16 protein-coding genes and 1 tRNA gene are annotated in these 15,731 nt (G+C 54.2%); 8 read left to right on the top strand and 9 right to left on the bottom strand.

Translation table 11 applies throughout. From position 1 onward, the window contains the following. Positions 1-14 precede the first annotated feature (14 nt). Both modC and modB read right to left on the bottom strand, forming a co-directional pair. Complete coding sequence (gene modC, locus ACQY5R_RS00085) at positions 15-1,094, bottom strand: molybdenum ABC transporter ATP-binding protein (protein WP_428603111.1); 1,080 nt, start codon at positions 1,092-1,094, stop codon at positions 15-17. Further along, positions 1,091-1,783, bottom strand: coding sequence for a molybdate ABC transporter permease subunit (modB, locus tag ACQY5R_RS00080; RefSeq protein ID WP_428603570.1), 693 nt, complete (start codon positions 1,781-1,783; stop codon positions 1,091-1,093). The genes modC and modB overlap by 4 nt, the downstream gene beginning before the upstream one ends. 185 nt (positions 1,784-1,968) lie before the next feature. Here modB and ACQY5R_RS00075 point away from each other — a divergent pair, with 185 nt between their 5' ends. The 4 genes from ACQY5R_RS00075 (at position 1,969) to ACQY5R_RS00060 (ending at position 4,795) form a co-directional block, all read left to right on the top strand. Beyond that, a complete protein-coding gene (locus tag ACQY5R_RS00075) occupies positions 1,969-2,526 on the top strand; it encodes a class II aldolase/adducin family protein (protein WP_428603109.1) in 558 nt (185 codons plus the stop codon). Positions 2,527-2,550: 24 nt separating this feature from the next. Next, on the top strand, positions 2,551-3,327 hold the full coding sequence (locus ACQY5R_RS00070) for a class II glutamine amidotransferase (RefSeq protein ID WP_428603107.1): 777 nt from the start codon (positions 2,551-2,553) through the stop codon (positions 3,325-3,327). A 22-nt stretch (positions 3,328-3,349) separates the two neighbouring features. Continuing rightward, the gene (locus ACQY5R_RS00065; protein WP_428603105.1) at positions 3,350-3,889 is read left to right on the top strand and encodes a DUF2058 domain-containing protein; all 540 of its coding nucleotides are present in this window, start codon (positions 3,350-3,352) and stop codon (positions 3,887-3,889) included. A 237-nt stretch (positions 3,890-4,126) separates the two neighbouring features. Then, positions 4,127-4,795 (top strand): OmpA family protein, encoded by a 669-nt coding sequence (locus ACQY5R_RS00060; RefSeq protein ID WP_428603103.1) that lies wholly within the window; start codon positions 4,127-4,129, stop codon positions 4,793-4,795. A gap of 126 nt (positions 4,796-4,921) precedes the next feature. Here the strand turns inward: ACQY5R_RS00060 and phaC are convergent, their stop codons facing one another. Then, positions 4,922-7,012: a class I poly(R)-hydroxyalkanoic acid synthase gene (gene phaC, locus ACQY5R_RS00055; protein WP_428603101.1), complete on the bottom strand. Its 2,091-nt coding sequence runs from the start codon at positions 7,010-7,012 to the stop codon at positions 4,922-4,924. 60 nt (positions 7,013-7,072) lie between these two features. Next, positions 7,073-7,537: a phasin family protein gene (locus ACQY5R_RS00050; RefSeq protein WP_428603099.1), complete on the bottom strand. Its 465-nt coding sequence runs from the start codon at positions 7,535-7,537 to the stop codon at positions 7,073-7,075. A 504-nt stretch (positions 7,538-8,041) separates the two neighbouring features. On the opposite strand from ACQY5R_RS00050, the gene ACQY5R_RS00045 reads away from it, so the two are divergent. Both ACQY5R_RS00045 and phbB read left to right on the top strand, forming a co-directional pair. Next, positions 8,042-8,410 carry a phasin family protein gene (locus ACQY5R_RS00045; protein ID WP_428603097.1) on the top strand — a complete coding sequence of 123 codons (369 nt, stop codon included), beginning with the start codon at positions 8,042-8,044 and terminating at the stop codon, positions 8,408-8,410. A 34-nt stretch (positions 8,411-8,444) separates the two neighbouring features. Then, positions 8,445-9,194: an acetoacetyl-CoA reductase gene (gene phbB / locus ACQY5R_RS00040; RefSeq protein WP_428603095.1), complete on the top strand. Its 750-nt coding sequence runs from the start codon at positions 8,445-8,447 to the stop codon at positions 9,192-9,194. A 472-nt stretch (positions 9,195-9,666) separates the two neighbouring features. Here phbB and ACQY5R_RS00035 read toward each other — a convergent pair whose 3' ends face one another. The 5 genes from ACQY5R_RS00035 to ACQY5R_RS00015 form a co-directional block, all read right to left on the bottom strand. Continuing rightward, complete coding sequence (locus ACQY5R_RS00035) at positions 9,667-11,727, bottom strand: nitrite/sulfite reductase (protein WP_428603093.1); 2,061 nt, start codon at positions 11,725-11,727, stop codon at positions 9,667-9,669. Between the two features lie 26 nt (positions 11,728-11,753). Further along, entirely contained in the window at positions 11,754-12,530 is a 777-nt protein-coding gene (locus ACQY5R_RS00030; RefSeq protein ID WP_428603091.1) for a sulfite exporter TauE/SafE family protein, read from the bottom strand. Between the two features lie 21 nt (positions 12,531-12,551). Continuing rightward, the gene (locus ACQY5R_RS00025) at positions 12,552-12,890 is read right to left on the bottom strand and encodes a hypothetical protein (protein WP_428603089.1); all 339 of its coding nucleotides are present in this window, start codon (positions 12,888-12,890) and stop codon (positions 12,552-12,554) included. A gap of 23 nt (positions 12,891-12,913) precedes the next feature. Further along, the gene (locus ACQY5R_RS00020; protein ID WP_428603087.1) at positions 12,914-13,657 is read right to left on the bottom strand and encodes a phosphoadenylyl-sulfate reductase; all 744 of its coding nucleotides are present in this window, start codon (positions 13,655-13,657) and stop codon (positions 12,914-12,916) included. 157 nt (positions 13,658-13,814) lie between these two features. Continuing rightward, the gene (locus ACQY5R_RS00015) at positions 13,815-14,651 is read right to left on the bottom strand and encodes a class I SAM-dependent methyltransferase (protein ID WP_428603085.1); all 837 of its coding nucleotides are present in this window, start codon (positions 14,649-14,651) and stop codon (positions 13,815-13,817) included. 235 nt (positions 14,652-14,886) lie between these two features. On the opposite strand from ACQY5R_RS00015, the gene ACQY5R_RS00010 reads away from it, so the two are divergent. Both ACQY5R_RS00010 and ACQY5R_RS00005 read left to right on the top strand, forming a co-directional pair. Next, positions 14,887-15,357 carry an aminoacyl-tRNA deacylase gene (locus ACQY5R_RS00010; protein WP_428603083.1) on the top strand — a complete coding sequence of 157 codons (471 nt, stop codon included), beginning with the start codon at positions 14,887-14,889 and terminating at the stop codon, positions 15,355-15,357. Between the two features lie 204 nt (positions 15,358-15,561). Beyond that, positions 15,562-15,652, top strand: a tRNA-Ser gene (locus ACQY5R_RS00005). Positions 15,653-15,731: the final 79 nt, after the last annotated feature.

Here is a 15,731-nt window from a genome sequence, read left to right as displayed (position 1 = left end):
TGCCCGGGCTGCCGTTAAAGTGACAGGGCGACACTTTTGATCTGAGCGTAGATGTGCATGCCCGGGATCAAACCGAGATTGGCCTGGGATTTCTGGGTGATGCGTGCCAGAAGCGGTGTGCCTCCCAGGTCGAGCTTGACAATCATCCGGCCGCGACCATGTGCGGCCATCTCCAGCACGGTCACCGGCATGACATTTAGAATACTGGTCAGTCCAGGCGGCTCAAGGGCCAGACTGACGTCTTTGGCGTGTATGCGGATTCTGACCGCATCGCCCACGGGCCGATCGATCCATCCTACCGTCAACTCTCCCCCCGCAAATGCCAATCGGGTCAAGTGATACGTCTCATCATGCTGGATGATTCGGGTGTCGAATAGCGCGCCGGCCCCTTCGTCCCGCGCAATCGGCAAATCGATCCGGGCGAGCATGTCGCTCAATGGCCCGGCAGCAAGCAGGGCTCCTTTTTCAATTAAAAGCAGGTGGTCGGCAATACGGGCCAGTTCATCCAGGTCGTGGGTGACGTAGATGATGGGGATACTGGCCTCACCGTGCAATCGCTCAAGGTAAGGTAGAATCTCCTTTTTATGGCCTCGGTCAAGGGCGGCCATGGGTTCATCCATCAGCAGAAGCCGTGGATTGTTCAGAAGCGCTCTGCCTATAGCGACCCGCTGCTTCTCTCCGCCGGACAACTGTGCCGGACTGCGCTCGAGCAGCGGCTGAAGTGCCAATAGTTTAACCACCCGTTCAAACTCTTCTGTGCGTTGATCGGTAGGGGTCCGACGATAGCCGAAGTTCAGGTTGTCCTTCACCGGAAGGTGAGGGAACAGTACTCCTTCCTGAAATACATAACCGATAGCACGCTTGTGGGGTGGCAGATAAAAACCCGTACTGGAGTCGTGCCAGCACTCGCCCGCGATTGATAAAAACGCATCGGCCGTGGGTTCCAGTCCGGCAATACAACGTAACAGAGAGGTCTTGCCGCAGCCGGAACGGCCAAACAGAGCGGTTACCCCCTGACTGGGGAGGGTTCCCGATGTGTCCAGCATGAAATCGCCAAGTGGTAGCCGAAAGCGAAATTGGATGGCGTCTCTCACCGCCCCTCCCGGCGCAACAGGCTGGTGCCGTTCATGCGGTAAACCAGGAACAATATCAGGAATGAAAACACCAACAGACCGGCGGAGAGGAGGTGGGCCTGGCCATACTGTAATGATTCGACATGATCGTAGATGGCGATCGACAGCACCTGTGTTTTACCCGGTATATTGCCACCGATCATCAATACAACACCGAATTCGCCCAGGGTATGGGCAAATCCCAGTGTGGCGGCGGTGATCAAACCACGACGAGACAGTGGCAGCACCACGGAAAGGAAGCAATCCAAAGGGGCCGCTCGTAGGGTGCTGGCGGCTTCAAGTGTGCGTCGGTCAATGGCGGCAAAGGCATTCTGCAAAGGCTGGACTACAAAAGGCATTGAGTAAAGAACGGAACCGATAACCAGTCCGGTAAAGGTGAAAGCTAGACCGCTACCACCCAATGAGGTCCAGCCTGCACCGATGAATCCGGAAGGGGAGAGTGCGATGAGCAGGTAAAATCCGAGTACTGTCGGTGGTAGGACCAACGGAAGGGCAATCACGGCTTCCACGAGGGTACGTGCTCGAGACGTTGATTTAGCCAGCCACCAGGCGACCGGAGTTCCCACGACCAGCAACAGCAGGGTAGAGGTCAGTGCCAGGCGCAACGTGACCCAGAGCGCGGAGAGGTCATCGGGTCCCAGCAACGTCAACGCCTCCACACATACCGCCCTGTCGGGCGAAATACGCTATCCAGAAGGTGAGCGAGATGAGACAAAGGTCTGCCCCTGATGTATATGCAACCCATAATGAATCCAGTGTGGGGATTTCCGTTATTGTACTGATAAAGGGATAATTCGCCTATCATAGGTGGATAGTTGGCTGTGAAGGGGTAGAGATGGATTTACGAGGGCAATTGGTGCAGGCCTACCGGTGGCTAAGGCAGTACGGCAATAATGATTCGCACAGCGGTAACGCCTCGATACGTGATGGTGACCGTTTTTGGGTCACTCCCACAGGCGCCTGTGCCGATACCTTGACCGTCAACGATCTGGTGCTCTGTTCTGTTGAGCAGGGCTGCGGTGATGGCGCATCGCTGGACGGTCCGCTACATCAGCAGGTATATCAGCAGAATCCGGCCGCAACGGCTGTGTTGCACAGTCACGGCCCCTACACCGTGGCCACCACCCTGAATGGAGAGACGTTTAACCCGGTGGATTTTGAAGGGCAACTCTATTTCCCACAAGTGCCGGTGATCAGCATACCCTACGCCGATTATGTAGCGCAGGCACCCGCGGCGGTTGCGACCATGCTGAAGTCGCATCGCATTGGTGTGGTAAGGGGGCACGGCGTCTATACGGCCGGTGAAACATTGAATTTAGCCTATAAGTGGACGTGTTCCTTGGAACTCTCTGCGAAAACAGCCTTTATTGCCCGCCAACTGGGCCGAACGTGACGGGACCGAAACCGGGATTGAAACATGTGCCAATTGTTGGGAATGAACTGTAATGTGCCGACCGATATCTGCTTCTCCTTCGAGGGCTTTGCCCGGCGGGGAGGTGAGACCGATGAACATAAGGACGGTTGGGGCATTGCGTTTTTTGAAGGAAAAGGGTGCCGGACGTTTATGGATGTGCAACCCTCAGCGGATTCGGTGGTGTCGGATCTGGTTAAACATTATCCGATCCATTCGATGAATGTGATTGCCCATATTCGTAAGGCGAGTGTGGGTGCCGTGCGTCTGGAAAATACCCACCCTTTCAAGCGTGAGTTGTGGGGTGAATATTGGGTATTCGCCCATAATGGCGACCTGTTCGATTATGAACCGGTACTCAATGGTTGCTTTCAGCCGGTCGGCACAACTGACAGTGAACGCGCCTTTTGTGCCCTATTGCAACACTTGCGGGAGCGCTTTGCAGAGCGACCGTCGATAGAGGCGCTTTGTGAGGCGATACGAGACAAGGCCGGTCAAATAGCGCAATTGGGTACGTTCAACTTCCTGCTCTCCAACGGGGAAATCCTGATTGCACACTGCAGTACGGATCTCCATTATTTGATTCGACAACACCCCTTCGATAAGGCGGAGTTGAAGGATCTGGATGTGAGCGTTGACTTTAAGCAGGTCACCACCCCACAGGATCGCGTGGCCGTCATCGCTACGGAACCGCTGACCGCCAATGAAACCTGGACCCGGATAGAACCGGGTCAATGCATGATTTTTCGTAATGGTGCTGTGGTCGAATGTTTCAAGAATTAGCTAAACCGATGAGGAGTAACTGATGGGTATCTCATTACAGGACCAACTGCTTAAGGCGGGCCTGGTGGATAAGAAGAAGGCCAGTGAAGTTCGCAAGGAGAAACAGAAACAGGCCAAGCAGCAGCGTAAGGGGCAGGCCCAATCGGTGGATCAGGCCAAGCTGGCAGCCCAGGCAGCACGTCGAGAGCAAGCGGAGCGGGATCGGCAACTGAATCTACAGCGTAAGGCAGAGGCTGATAAACGTGCGCTCCAGGCACAGATCAGACAGTTGATCGAGATGAATCAGGTCTCTGTTGAGGGGGGAGAATTGCCCTACAGTTTCACCGACGGCAACAAAATCAAAAACCTGTACGTCACCGAACAGGTGCAGTCGCGCCTCAGTCGCGGACAATTGGCCATCGCCCGGTTTGATGATCGTTATGCCGTGGTGCCGATTGGTGTCGCAGAAAAAATAGCGCAGCGGGATAGCCTGACCATCGTATTGAAAAATGATCCCGTCAGCGAATCGGACGAAGACGATCCCTATGCTGACTTCCAGGTGCCGGATGACTTGATGTGGTAGAGCATGACCTAGCCCAAAATGGTTTAATTCATCTATGGGTCGATTGGACGAAAATGCCGGCAGGCATATGTTAAAACTGTGAAACACAATCTGTATTGACGGCAGGCATTATGCCAGTATGACCCGGCTGACAGATTGGAATTGCTCGTTTGCGCGGATGTTGTGTTGCAGAATTGATTACATGGATGCCATTCCGATAGTCCTCTGCAGATTGTTAGGTAATTTAAGGAGTTCTCTATGAAAAAGAAAATTATCCTCTGTTGTTTGGTCGCTTCGACGATCCTGGTACAGGCTTGTACGACCGTCGATCCCTATACGCGTGAGGAGAAGACTTCCAGCGCCACAAAAGGAGCCGCGATCGGCGCAGCTGTCGGTGCCGTGTTGGGTATTGCCACTTCCGGCGATAAAAAGAAACGCAAGGAGCGTGCGTTGGCGGGTGCCGGTATTGGTGCGCTGGCTGGCGGTGGCGTCGGTTATTATATGGATGTGCAGGAAGCGAAACTGCGGCAACAGCTTGAGAACACAGGCGTGAGTGTCACCCGCAGTGGTAACAATATTATCCTCAATATGCCGGGCAATATCACCTTCGCCGTGGATCGCTCAGAGGTCAATCCCAACTTCCTGGAGACATTGAATTCGGTGGCACTGGTATTGAAAGAGTATAAATCGACCATGATTGAAGTGGCCGGACATACCGATAGTACCGGGTCCGATGTCTACAATCAGCGCTTATCGGAACAACGTGCTTTGGCCGTCAGCAACGTACTGATCGCAGACGGTGTCGAGTCAGTACGTATCGACTCGGTGGGGTATGGCGAAACCCGACCCATAGCCAGCAACAGCTCCACAACCGGTCGGCAGCAAAACCGGCGGGTGGAGCTCACTCTGTTGCCTTATGTGGAGTAACCTCGGCTTTTGCTGAGAACCCTTACCCCGATAAGGCAGGCTAAGCGAAATGAAAAAGGGCCAAATCATACGATTTGGCCCTTTTTTCGCTGGCCAGAATCCTGGCGCGAACTTTGACAACGGTTGTTAAGCTGACATCAGTTCCCTGGCTTGTTCTGGCCAGCTTGTGGTGTCATAACGGGCGTAACGTTCATCCACACCGAGTAAATGCTGTTTGATGCCGTCACTACCCAGTTCCGCCAGTTGGCTGTAACGGTTGATCCCTGAATTGTTCAACACTTCCGCGAGCTTGGGACCAATACCCTTTATGGCGGTCAAATCATCCTGCCTCGCGGTGGGCGTTACCACGGCCTGTGTGGCAGCGGCCGGCGTGGCCATTTCGACGGGAGAAGCCTCGGCGGCCGTTGCTGGAGCAATGGGATTGATGTCGTTCAGGGTACGCTTTACGTAACTGCCGGGCGCCTCTTCAATGATCGACATACCCCGGTCACCGGGATGGCGCGCCGCCACCTGGTCGCTGGCCAGTACTTTCACCCAACGGTCCCATTCCGGCCACCAGGAACCCGCCACCACCTCGGCCTCGGCTGCCCAGGCTTCGGCATCTTCCGGTAACTGATCGGTTACCCGATAGTTGTATTTGCCGGCGGCTGGTGGGTTGATGATACCGGCGATATGGCCAGACCCACCCAGAATAAAGCGCACGTCACCGGAAAACAGTTTGGCGCCGGAGTAGGTCGACTCCCAGGGTGCAATGTGATCTTCCACCGCTGAAACGAAGCAGACCGGAATATCTACCTTTGAGATATCGATGGAGACACCGTCGATGGTTACGCCTCCCGGTTTGCAGAGATTATTCTCCAGGTAGAGATTGCGTAGATACCAGGCATGCATCTTGGCCGGCATCCGGGTCGAATCCGAATTCCAATAGAGCAGATCGAATGGGCGCGGATCATTACCCAACAGATAATTGTTGATGTAGAACGACCAGATCAGGTCATTGGCCCGCATCAAATTAAAAGTGCCTGCCATCTGGGTGCCATCCAGATAGCCGCTCTCATTCATCTTTTTCTCCAGGCCGCAGATCTGCTCTTCATCAATGAAGACTCCCAGTTCACCGGGGTTGGAGAAGTCCAGCATCGTGGTGAAGAAGGTAGCGCTTTTCACCCTTTGGTCGCCTTTCGCCTTCATGTAGGCGAGAGATGTAGCCAGCAATGATCCGCCGATGCAGTAGCCGATCATGTTGATGTCCGATTCGCCAGTCGCCTTTTCCACGGCATCCACAGCGGCAATCACTCCCTGTGTCACATAATCGTCAAAGGTAGTGTCGGCATAGGAACTGTCTGGATTGACCCAGGAGACGACAAATACCGTGTGCCCCTGATCGACCAGCCACTTCAGCAGCGAATTCTTCGGCTGAAGGTCCATGATGTAATACTTGTTAATCCAGGGCGGGATAACCAGCAGCGGGCGTTTCAGTACACTTTCCGTTGCCGGGCTGTACTGGATCAGTTGGAACATGCGGTTTTGGAATACCACCTTGCCGGGGGTCGTGGCAACGTTTTCACCCAGCTCGAAAGCCGACGTATCGGTCATGCGGATGCGTAGCTCACCTTTGCCGGTTTCCAAGTCCTCCAGCATGTTTTTCAGGCCGTGCACCAGGTTGGCGCCCTTGGTCTCGATTACTTTCTCGATCACGGCCGGATTGGTGGCGGCGAAGTTGGTGGGTGACATGGCATCGAGATAGCGCTCGGTAAAGAACTCCACTTTTTCGGCGGTATGCTCATCCAGCCCTTCAACTCCCTGCACCTGATCACGCAGCCATTTGGAGACCAGCAGGTAGGATTGTTTGATGGCGTTAAATGCCGGTTGCTCTTCCCACCCTTCATGTTTGAAGCGGCGATCCCCTTTCTCTTCGCTAATGACCGGTTCAGCCGCCACGCTGCCACCCAGCAGATTGGTGATCGACTGTTGGTACAGTTCCATGGATTTCTGCAAAAAGGAGATGTTGGCATTGATCGCCTTTTGCGGATCTTTTGCCAGGGCTGCATACCATTCGGCAGAAGATTTCATCAGGTTGAACGGATCGAGATCCATGTGCTCATAGGACTTGGCAAAGTTTGCCATGATCTCTTCTACCTGTTTGAAATTCTTCTGTAGCTCCATGGTTGTCGATGCAAAGCCCAATGTATTGACCTCGGACTGGTCGGGTTTCGACATTTTTCTCTCCTGTTCCTTATCTAGTGCTGGGTTGAGTATAGGGAAGGCCGCTGTTTAGAACTACTTTACTTTTGCAATGGTCTCTTTCAACTCTTGCAGGCTTTCGGATATCCGGTTGTTAACTTGGCCGGCGACGGATTCCTGCGTCTGTCTAACCATATTGCTGATCTCATTGGAGTTTGCAAGCGCCTTCTCGAACGCACTCTGCAGCAGTTCAACCTGCTGGGCGGAGACATCCTGTGGATTACCGGATTCAGCCAGTTTCTTGGCAGCGGCAGTGACCTCGGCGATGGCTTCCTGCAACATACTGGCTTGGCGCTGGATCAGGGCTTGTGAGCCGGCCAGCATTGCTTGATTGGTAGACATCAACAGTTCCATATTTTTACGTTGGGTCTGCATCAGGCTGTTGGTATCGATACCGGGAATGGAAGCACCGCTAAAGCCTTCCTGAAACTGTTTGGCTATCGCCTGAGGGTCAAAGCTGGCGAAGAGGGCGGAGAAATCGAACGGATTTTGTGTGGCCATGGAATCTACCTCGTATAGGGTTAAAAGAATTAACTACTAGAGCTGATTAAGATTCTGAAGCCTGCACAGCGTGCGGGTGAGCATCGAGATCTTATGCCTGTCTGACCGCGCCAGACGGTTTGATAATCACCATAGGTTTCGCTCTATAGAAGACAATCTAGCACAAAATTGTGCAGTGCACAAATATAGCTGGTATTTCGATCTAGATTGAACCCTGAAATTATAGATGGAAGGTTTTTTTAACCCTGGAAGGCGCGCAGAATGTTTAGTTCTTATCAATTTAATCCAGTCTGATTATTTCGTTAACGTACTGTTACAGCAATATTAAAATTATAAGAAGGATCGATACTTCTGTTTTTCACGGTCACGACAGGTGATTCAACTTACCTCATAGGATTGTGACTAATCGAAATTGTGCGCTGCACAAAAAACAGCTTGACAGGCGGCTTTGTATGGCGCTATGCTGCAACGCAACATATTGCAACGCACAAAAGGAACTATCACATGAAAACGTCAGCCGTAAACCTGGATGTCATGAAAGAGTTTGGTGTGGCCGGTTTTGAAGCGGCCCGTAGTTTGGGCGAACTGAATCTTCGCACTTGGGAAAAGCTGGTAGAGAAGCAGACCGAAACTTTCGGCCTGTTTGTTGATGCCAGTATCGAAATGGTCAAGGCCGGTACCGAGCTGAAAGATATCAAAGAGCTGGTTAACGCCGAAATGGAAGTGGCCAAGCAGTTTGGTGAAAATCTGGTAGTCAAGGGCCGTGAAGCTCTTCAGGTGACTACCGATGCGCGTGATGATTATCGCTCCTGGGCTGAGCAGGGTGTTGAAGTATTCACCAAGCAAGTCAGCAAGTCTGCGAAAAGCGCCTGATTAAAAACCACAATTAAAACAGAGAGTTCAAGTTATGAGTGAAAACAAGCGTCTGGCTATCGTAACCGGTGGTGTAGGTGGTATCGGGACGGCGATTTGTGAGCGTCTGGCAAAACAGGGTATTCAGGTTGTCGCAACCTACCACCCTGCTGAAGAGGACAAGTTGGTAGAGTGGAGCAAGGCGCGGGCAGAGGCCGGTGTGAACGTGGCGCTCGCTGTTTGTGATGTCTCTTCCGCCGAAGACAGTACCCGTATGGTTACCGAAGTTGAGGGCGAATTTGGCCCGGTGGATATTATTGTAAACTGCGCCGGCATCACCCGCGACAAAACTATGAAGCGAATGGATGCAGAGAGCTGGGATGCGGTAATCAGCACCAATCTGAATAGCGCTTTCTATGTTACCAAGCCGGCTTGGGAAGGCATGCTGGAGCGCGGTTTTGGACGCATTATCAATATCTCGTCTGTCAATGGCCAACGTGGCCAATTCGGTCAGACCAACTACTCCGCAGCGAAGGCGGGTATCCATGGATTCACCATGGCGCTGGCCCACGAAGGTGCCGCTAAGGGGATTACCGCGAATACCGTATCACCGGGTTATATCGAGACCGCGATGACCGCCGCTATGCGTGATGACGTGCGCGAGGCCATCATCTCCGGCATACCGATGCGCCGCATGGGTACCCCCGAAGAGATTGCGTCAGCCGTCGCATTCCTGGCTTCTGATGAGCAGGCTTATATAACCGGTGCCAATATTCCGGTTAACGGAGCGCTCTTCGTACATTGATCCTCCTCCTCTCTTATAGTGCATAGAGAGTTTTGCCCGGCCTCCCCGCCGGGCATTTTTTTTGTCCAGGGATGAACTTATGCCGTGGAGCACAAGGATGTGCGGGAGCGGTGTTTGCCAGGGATGGACTTATGCCGCGGACGACTCCAGGGATGGAGGAGGTAGGGCGAAGCAAGGAAGCCAGAGCCGAGCACAAGGATGTGCGGGAGCGGTGTTTGCCAGGGATGAACGGGAACGGTTTTGTTCAGGATGGAGTAGGGGCAACCCCCTGTGGTTGCCCATTATTTCCGGGCATGCGGGGCCAGGGTAGGCACGGGGGCCTACCCCTACAGGACCAGTGGTGGTGTTTCCAGGTTCGGCGCAGGGGCAACCCCTTTGATTACCCGCTCCGTCTTGGGCGACGGGCAGAAAAAAACGCCCCCAAGATGGGGGCGTTGCTCTCAGCTCAGTTTAGAGATAGTGTTTCTACTGATTAGCCATCCGTGCCTGAGCGGGGCTGTTCCGCCGTGTGCGGGCGTTTGTTGTGTTCGGCAACCAATGCCTCGGCCCAGGCCGTGATCTCTTTCGCTGCTGTGATCAGTTCCGACAACTGCAGCTCATCCAGGGTCGATTGGAAAGAACGAAGCTCGGTATAAAGCTGTTCCAACTTATCCAGCTCGCCTTTATAGGACCCGTAAGCGGAGCGCAGGGCCGGCAGTAACTGCTCTTCACCTTTCAGCGAGCGGTCGAGGCCGGCGATCTCCAGCAGCGCCTGTCCAGAGTAGGTAATCTGGTTCTCCAGGCTCTCGCCGGCATCAGCCTGCTTGTTCTTGGCACCGAAGGCAACACTGAGGTCAGACTCATAGCGGGCATCCAACAGCAGTTTGTCGGCGGGGGCGGCCTGTGATCCGGCGCATTCACCGACTCCCATGGACTCCACCTTGAACACGCTGCTATCACCGTGGTCACGGGTAAGGAACGGCAGTTCCATCGCTCCCACGTTGCTCAGGTGGCCCAGTAACTCATTGAAGTATTCACGCCCCTCACGTCGAGCCCAATCGCGGAAGCTCTCATTCTCCTGGCGGTCGGCATGGTAGCTGTCATGCAGCAGCGACACGGCGGAGGGTACGCGCACAGCCGGAATGTCCGGGCCGGTAATACCGATACTGCCGCCCTCACTGCCATCTCCTCCAAGCTGCAGCGTATAGCTGGGGACTAACCGACCGTGATGCCGACGGCCTTTACCGTACAGGCCGATATCTGAGATAGTGGCGTTGGCGCAGCCGTTCTGGCAGCCGTTGACACGTACGCTGAGATCACCCACGCCGCCGCTCAGGCGCGGAGCCATCTGACGCGAGGCGGTGATGCCGAGCGGGCAGGTGGCGGTGCCGGGGCACGAGACCACCAGATCGCCACACCGCGGCAGTTTCAGGCCCAGTGCCTTGAGTGCCACGGTCAGGCTGCCGAGCTTGTCGGTGGGCACATTGAAGATGCTCAGGTTCTGGTCCGCCGTGGTACGGATGTCATGCAGGTTCTCTTTGATCAACAGATCGGCAAGATTGCGCAGGGTTTCGACCTCCAGCCTGCCATCCGGGACGCTAATCGGCAGTATGTTCAGATCCTCCTGGTGCTGTGCGGTGGGCGCCCGCAGCGTGGTCTTTATCTGGCTACCGTCGACACTGCGCTCACGCCATACACCGATAGGTTCTGCCTCCGGGCTATAGGCGTTGGAAGTGCGGGCATATTCGATACGGTATTTCTCGATAAACCCTTCAGGACCGAATTTGTCCAGCAAGAACTTGATGCGCGAGCGCATCTTGCGCTTGCGATCGGAGTATTTGTCATGCACCGAGAGCACTGCCTCAATGGCTGGGATCAGCTGATCCTCCTCAATGAAAGGCTCCAACACGATTGCCTCTTTGGGTTTACCGCCCAGACCTCCGCCAACCAGCAGGCGGAAACCGGGACGCCCATCCTTACGGGTGGCGATAACCCCCAGGTCATGCACCAGACCATTGGCGCAATCGGATTCGCAGCCGGAGAAGCTGAGCTTGAACTTGCGCGGCATGGATGCCGTCAGCGGATGACGGATAAAGTAGTTGGCCACCTTATCGATGTAGGCGTTGATGTCCACATGTTCCGCCGGGCAAGCACCGGAGAGGGCACAGCTGGTAATGTTGCGTACCGTATTGCCGCCCGCCTCACGGGTAGCGATGCCGTACTCGGCCAATGTGCGCTGATGCTGAGGCGTCTTCTCCAGCGGCACAAAGTGGAACTGGATGTCTTGCCGGGTGGTGATATGTACGCTGTTGGTACCGGAGTGCTTCTCCGCCGCTTCGGCAAAACCGAGCAACTGGCGGGGATTCATTCTCCCGCCTGGCAGTTTGGCCCTGACCATACACATGCCATCCTGACGCTGGGCATAGATACCGAGATTGAGGCGGATAGCCACAAATCGGTGGGGGTCCAGGTTGCCCTGCAAAAAGTTCTGCAGGTGCTGCTCGTAGTCATCGAAATCTTTCGAGTCGATCAGCGGATTGGATGTGTCGGTCATGGTTGACTCCAATAGTCAGTAAAACACTAAAAAGCGAACTTGAGGCCGGTGACAAACAGCAACCCGGCCAAGCCCCGGCGCAACATCTGTTCCGGGAGGTGTAACCCCAGCTGGCTGCCGAGAGCCGTGCCGGGAATTGAGCCCAACAGCAAGCTGCCGAGCAGGGTCAGATCCACATTACCCAACTGCAGGTGACCCAAGCCTGCCACGGTGGCTAAAGGCACCGCGTGAGCCAGATCGGTGCCTACAATGGCAATCGCCGGCATACGTGGATAGAGCAAAAACAGGATGGCCGCGGTCAAGGCTCCGGCGCCAACCGAAGAGAGGGTGACCAGCACCCCCAATACAGCTCCGAGCAGAATCAGCAGCCTTGTCCGATGGAGTCGGATCCAGGCGGCGGTGCGCGGGTTACCGCTTTTCAACCTCTGGGCAATGCGCTCTTTGAGTAGCAGCACCAGAGAGGTGAATATCAGCGTTATACCCAGGGCTCCGGTAATCAGTCGTTCATGGTTGCCGCTCGGTTGCAGCGTATCGAGCAGCGCTACCGAGATAAGCGTCGCCGGTAGACTGCCGAGGGCCAGATAGCCGACCTGGCGCCAGCGGATACTGCCCTTACGTCCATGAAACCAGACACCACTTGCCTTGGTGATAGCGGCGTAGATCAGGTCGGTACCCACGGCCAGCGCCGTGGGTATGCCAAAGCCCATTACCAGGATCGGGGTCATCAGAGCGCCACCACCGACACCGGTCAATCCCACACAGATGCCCACCACAAAACCTGCCAGAGTGAACAGGGAATCCATGATCGATCCTATAGCTGTTGCCTAGATAAAGTCTGCCGCAGGGGCTGGACTCAGCAGGTCGGACAGGCTAGGCCGTTTCTCCTTTATCGGTTTCAGGACATCGCGCAACAGCTTGAAATAGACGGTGTAGATCTGTACATCGCCATTGTCGTCAGCCACCAGAAAAAACGGTGCGCGATCAACCTGATAAATCTCCGCCAGACGCATGCCTTCACTACTCAGGTCACCTTCCTGGGCGATTACCACCCGGTCGATCTGGTCAAACAGACCTTCTCGACGCATACGGGCTTCTACATCCCGGCACTTGGCACAGGGTTGTCCGTCACGGGTCAGTTTTTTTACCATCGTAATAAAGGCCATGCTCTTCTCCTTAACTCAACAACTCAGCGTGCGGCCGCCTTGGCGGCAATGTTGCCGGCGTGCAGACCGCACTCTTTGTCTGCGGCGTCTTCCCACCACCAGCGACCTTCGCGTTCATGCTGGTTGGGTAATACGGCGCGGGTGCAGGGCTCGCAGCCAATGCTGATGAAGCCCTGCGCGTGGAGCGGGTTGTAGGGGACGTCGTTGGTACGGATGTACTCCCAAACCTGAGCAGAGGTCCAGTTAGCCAACGGGTTGAATTTGAGCAGTCTGTTCTCTTCGCTAGAGAAAGAGGGGTCGTCCTGGATAACCGGCACTTCGGTCCGGGTGCCGATGCTCTGATCCTTGCGCTGACCGGTGATCCAGCCGCTCAGAGTTGCCAGTTTGCGGCGTAGCGGCGCCACCTTGCGCACGGTGCAGCACTCCTTGTGTCCATCCTGGTAAAAGCTGTAAAGACCCTTTTCCCGAACCAGTTTTTCTACATCGGCGCCGACCGGTGAAACCACGTCAAGATCGATTCCGTAGTGGCTACGCACGGTTTCCAGGTAACGGTAGGTTTCGGCGTGCAGACGTCCGGTATCCAGGGAGAAAACCTTGACGTCAGGATTGATCTGGACAGCCATGTCGATGAGCACCACATCTTCTGCGCCGCTGAACGAAATAGCGATGTTGTCGACAGTCTCCAGCGCCAGGCTAATGATCTCCTCAGGGGAGCGTGCATCGTAATTGGCGGCCAGACGTTGGACATCCAGAATGGAAATGCTCATGGGTTGTTCCTCAGTAGATAAATGCTGGGCCGCTGGATGAATGGGCGGTAAGTTGCTGAGGACAACCTTAGTCTTACTTATAGAGCAATAAAAATATCAAATAGGCATATAAAAATAATTGTAAGTTATATGGTCATGAGAAAACCGGTTAGCCGGGCTATTTTTCGGCTGAGATATAGCAGATCCAGCCGGCATCCGCTTCACCGGTCGTGGAGGGAACAAAAATACCATCCGGTTCTCCCTCATCATCCCATCCCTGCCAATAGATGGTGACTTTGCTGAAGCCCGCTTCTTCCAGTAGATCGCGGATTTCCGGGAGAGTCCAGAGGCGCCAATCATAGCTGAAAGCCTTGTTCAGCCTGGAACCGTCGGGAAAGGCAAAGTGGATATGGCAGATCAATCCCCCGGTTACCGGGTCATAGCGCTCCTGCTCCCAGATATAGGTGAATTCACCGTCATTGATCTCCCGCTCTTCCTCCAGTTCCCGGAAAGAGTCATAACCGCCATAGGCGTCGAGGAAGAAAACCCCTTTATCGGCGAGTGCTTCCCTTACCCGGGTAAAATATTGTTTGAGTTTTTTACGCTCCTTGAATAGCCAATAGCTGAAGTTCATGGCGGATATGATATCCGGTGCCTCCGTGTCGACCAGAAGCACATCCTCCTGAATCAGGTTAACCCGTTTTCGTTGGCCCTGGGTCAATTCGGCAAGTTTGTGCTCCTGACCCCAGGTCAGTACTTCACCATCCAGGTCCACCCCAATGGCGCGGTTTCCTTTGCGATGGCGTACCCACTCACAACAGACATTGGCGGTACCGCAAAAATCTTCGCGTAGCAGCTGTGCCTTGTTTCCACGAATCGATCTGTATGTTTCATCAACAAATTCGATTTCTGACGCCGCATACTGGACAGAGAACTCATAAAGCTGATGTCGGTCTGCCAGATCGGCCATGCTTGGCTTCTTATTCTTTTTCTTCTCTTTCTTCTTGCTTGCCATCAAAAAATACTCGATATCGGTTAAGCCTGATGCCAGGGACTATACTTTAAACAGACACGGGGGAAGTGGTAAATGTGTCTTGTCGGGTCAGCGAACCCGTTTCATGTCGCTGGTTGTAATGGTCCTGGGTTTGGCCAATAAAAGGGTCATGATCGGGTTGGTAACATATTGAACGATCTGAAAAATTGATGCCGATATTTCAGCAAGGAGGGATTATATCGGCAGAGGAGGCGATATGGGAATTGCAATTACATTAAAAGAGTATCTGGTGGATCATGGTGCTCAATATCAAGTGATCGAGCACACGCGCACGAATTCGGCGCTGGAGACATCGGAGGCGGCCCATGTTCCAGGCGACCGTTTAGCAAAAAGTATCCTGTTAGGTGACGAAGACCGATATGTTCTGGCCGTGATACCGGCCACACATCGTCTGGAGGTCAATCGGCTCAACGAATTGGTCAGGCATAAGCTGCAATTGATCACTGAGAGTGAGATGGCTGGAGCCTTTTCTGACTGTGAAGTGGGCGCCATGCCACCTATCGGTGAAGCCTATGGAATCGACACCTGGGTGGATCCCTCACTGTTGAGTCAGCCAGAGATCTACTTTGAAGCGGGCGATCACTGCGCATTGATTAAAATGTCGGGAGATGACTTCCGGAATCTGTTTAAAGATTCCAAACAACTGCCCATGAGTCACCACCTCTAGGCGCCGAGAAACTGCCCCGCCGGCATTGCGCCAAAGGGCGTTCTGGTATACCCTTGCGCCTCCAAAAATTGGAGAGGCGCAGGGGATATATTTGTGCGTCCTGATTTTTTGATTATCTAGGGTAGAAACCCCAGCCCGAGCAAAGAGCGCGCTGCGTGCTCCAACCCGGTCCTGGAAAGGTGGGGCGAAGTAGACAATTTATCTGGAGAGCTGTCCGAGTGGCTGAAGGAGCACGCCTGGAAAGTGTGTATACGTTAGTAGCGTATCGAGGGTTCGAATCCCTCGCTCTCCGCCAATAAAACAAAAGGCCCCGCATCGCGGGGCCTTTTGTTTTATCAGGGGTGTGAGGATTTGATGAGAACCCTTTGGTTCGA

The organism is Sedimenticola sp. (assembly GCF_050289425.1).
Lineage (GTDB): Bacteria > Pseudomonadota > Gammaproteobacteria > Chromatiales > Chromatiaceae > Sedimenticola.
Note: the sequence above shows the minus strand (reverse complement) of the source record. Positions and strands in the feature narration are given on the sequence as shown.

Coding starts and splice junctions, on each gene's coding strand:
- ACQY5R_RS00035 (WP_428603093.1), bottom strand. CDS start 11,727: ATGACCGACACATCCAATCCGCTGATCGACTCGAAAGATTTCGATGAC.
- ACQY5R_RS00045 (WP_428603097.1), top strand. CDS start 8,042: ATGAAAACGTCAGCCGTAAACCTGGATGTCATGAAAGAGTTTGGTGTG.
- ACQY5R_RS00060 (WP_428603103.1), top strand. CDS start 4,127: ATGAAAAAGAAAATTATCCTCTGTTGTTTGGTCGCTTCGACGATCCTG.
- ACQY5R_RS00065 (WP_428603105.1), top strand. CDS start 3,350: ATGGGTATCTCATTACAGGACCAACTGCTTAAGGCGGGCCTGGTGGAT.
- ACQY5R_RS00075 (WP_428603109.1), top strand. CDS start 1,969: ATGGATTTACGAGGGCAATTGGTGCAGGCCTACCGGTGGCTAAGGCAG.
- ACQY5R_RS00050 (WP_428603099.1), bottom strand. CDS start 7,537: ATGGCCACACAAAATCCGTTCGATTTCTCCGCCCTCTTCGCCAGCTTT.
- ACQY5R_RS00030 (WP_428603091.1), bottom strand. CDS start 12,530: ATGGATTCCCTGTTCACTCTGGCAGGTTTTGTGGTGGGCATCTGTGTG.
- ACQY5R_RS00025 (WP_428603089.1), bottom strand. CDS start 12,890: ATGGCCTTTATTACGATGGTAAAAAAACTGACCCGTGACGGACAACCC.
- ACQY5R_RS00020 (WP_428603087.1), bottom strand. CDS start 13,657: ATGAGCATTTCCATTCTGGATGTCCAACGTCTGGCCGCCAATTACGAT.
- ACQY5R_RS00015 (WP_428603085.1), bottom strand. CDS start 14,651: ATGGCAAGCAAGAAGAAAGAGAAGAAAAAGAATAAGAAGCCAAGCATG.
- phbB (WP_428603095.1), top strand. CDS start 8,445: ATGAGTGAAAACAAGCGTCTGGCTATCGTAACCGGTGGTGTAGGTGGT.
- phaC (WP_428603101.1), bottom strand. CDS start 7,012: ATGTCGAAACCCGACCAGTCCGAGGTCAATACATTGGGCTTTGCATCG.
- ACQY5R_RS00010 (WP_428603083.1), top strand. CDS start 14,887: ATGGGAATTGCAATTACATTAAAAGAGTATCTGGTGGATCATGGTGCT.
- ACQY5R_RS00070 (WP_428603107.1), top strand. CDS start 2,551: ATGTGCCAATTGTTGGGAATGAACTGTAATGTGCCGACCGATATCTGC.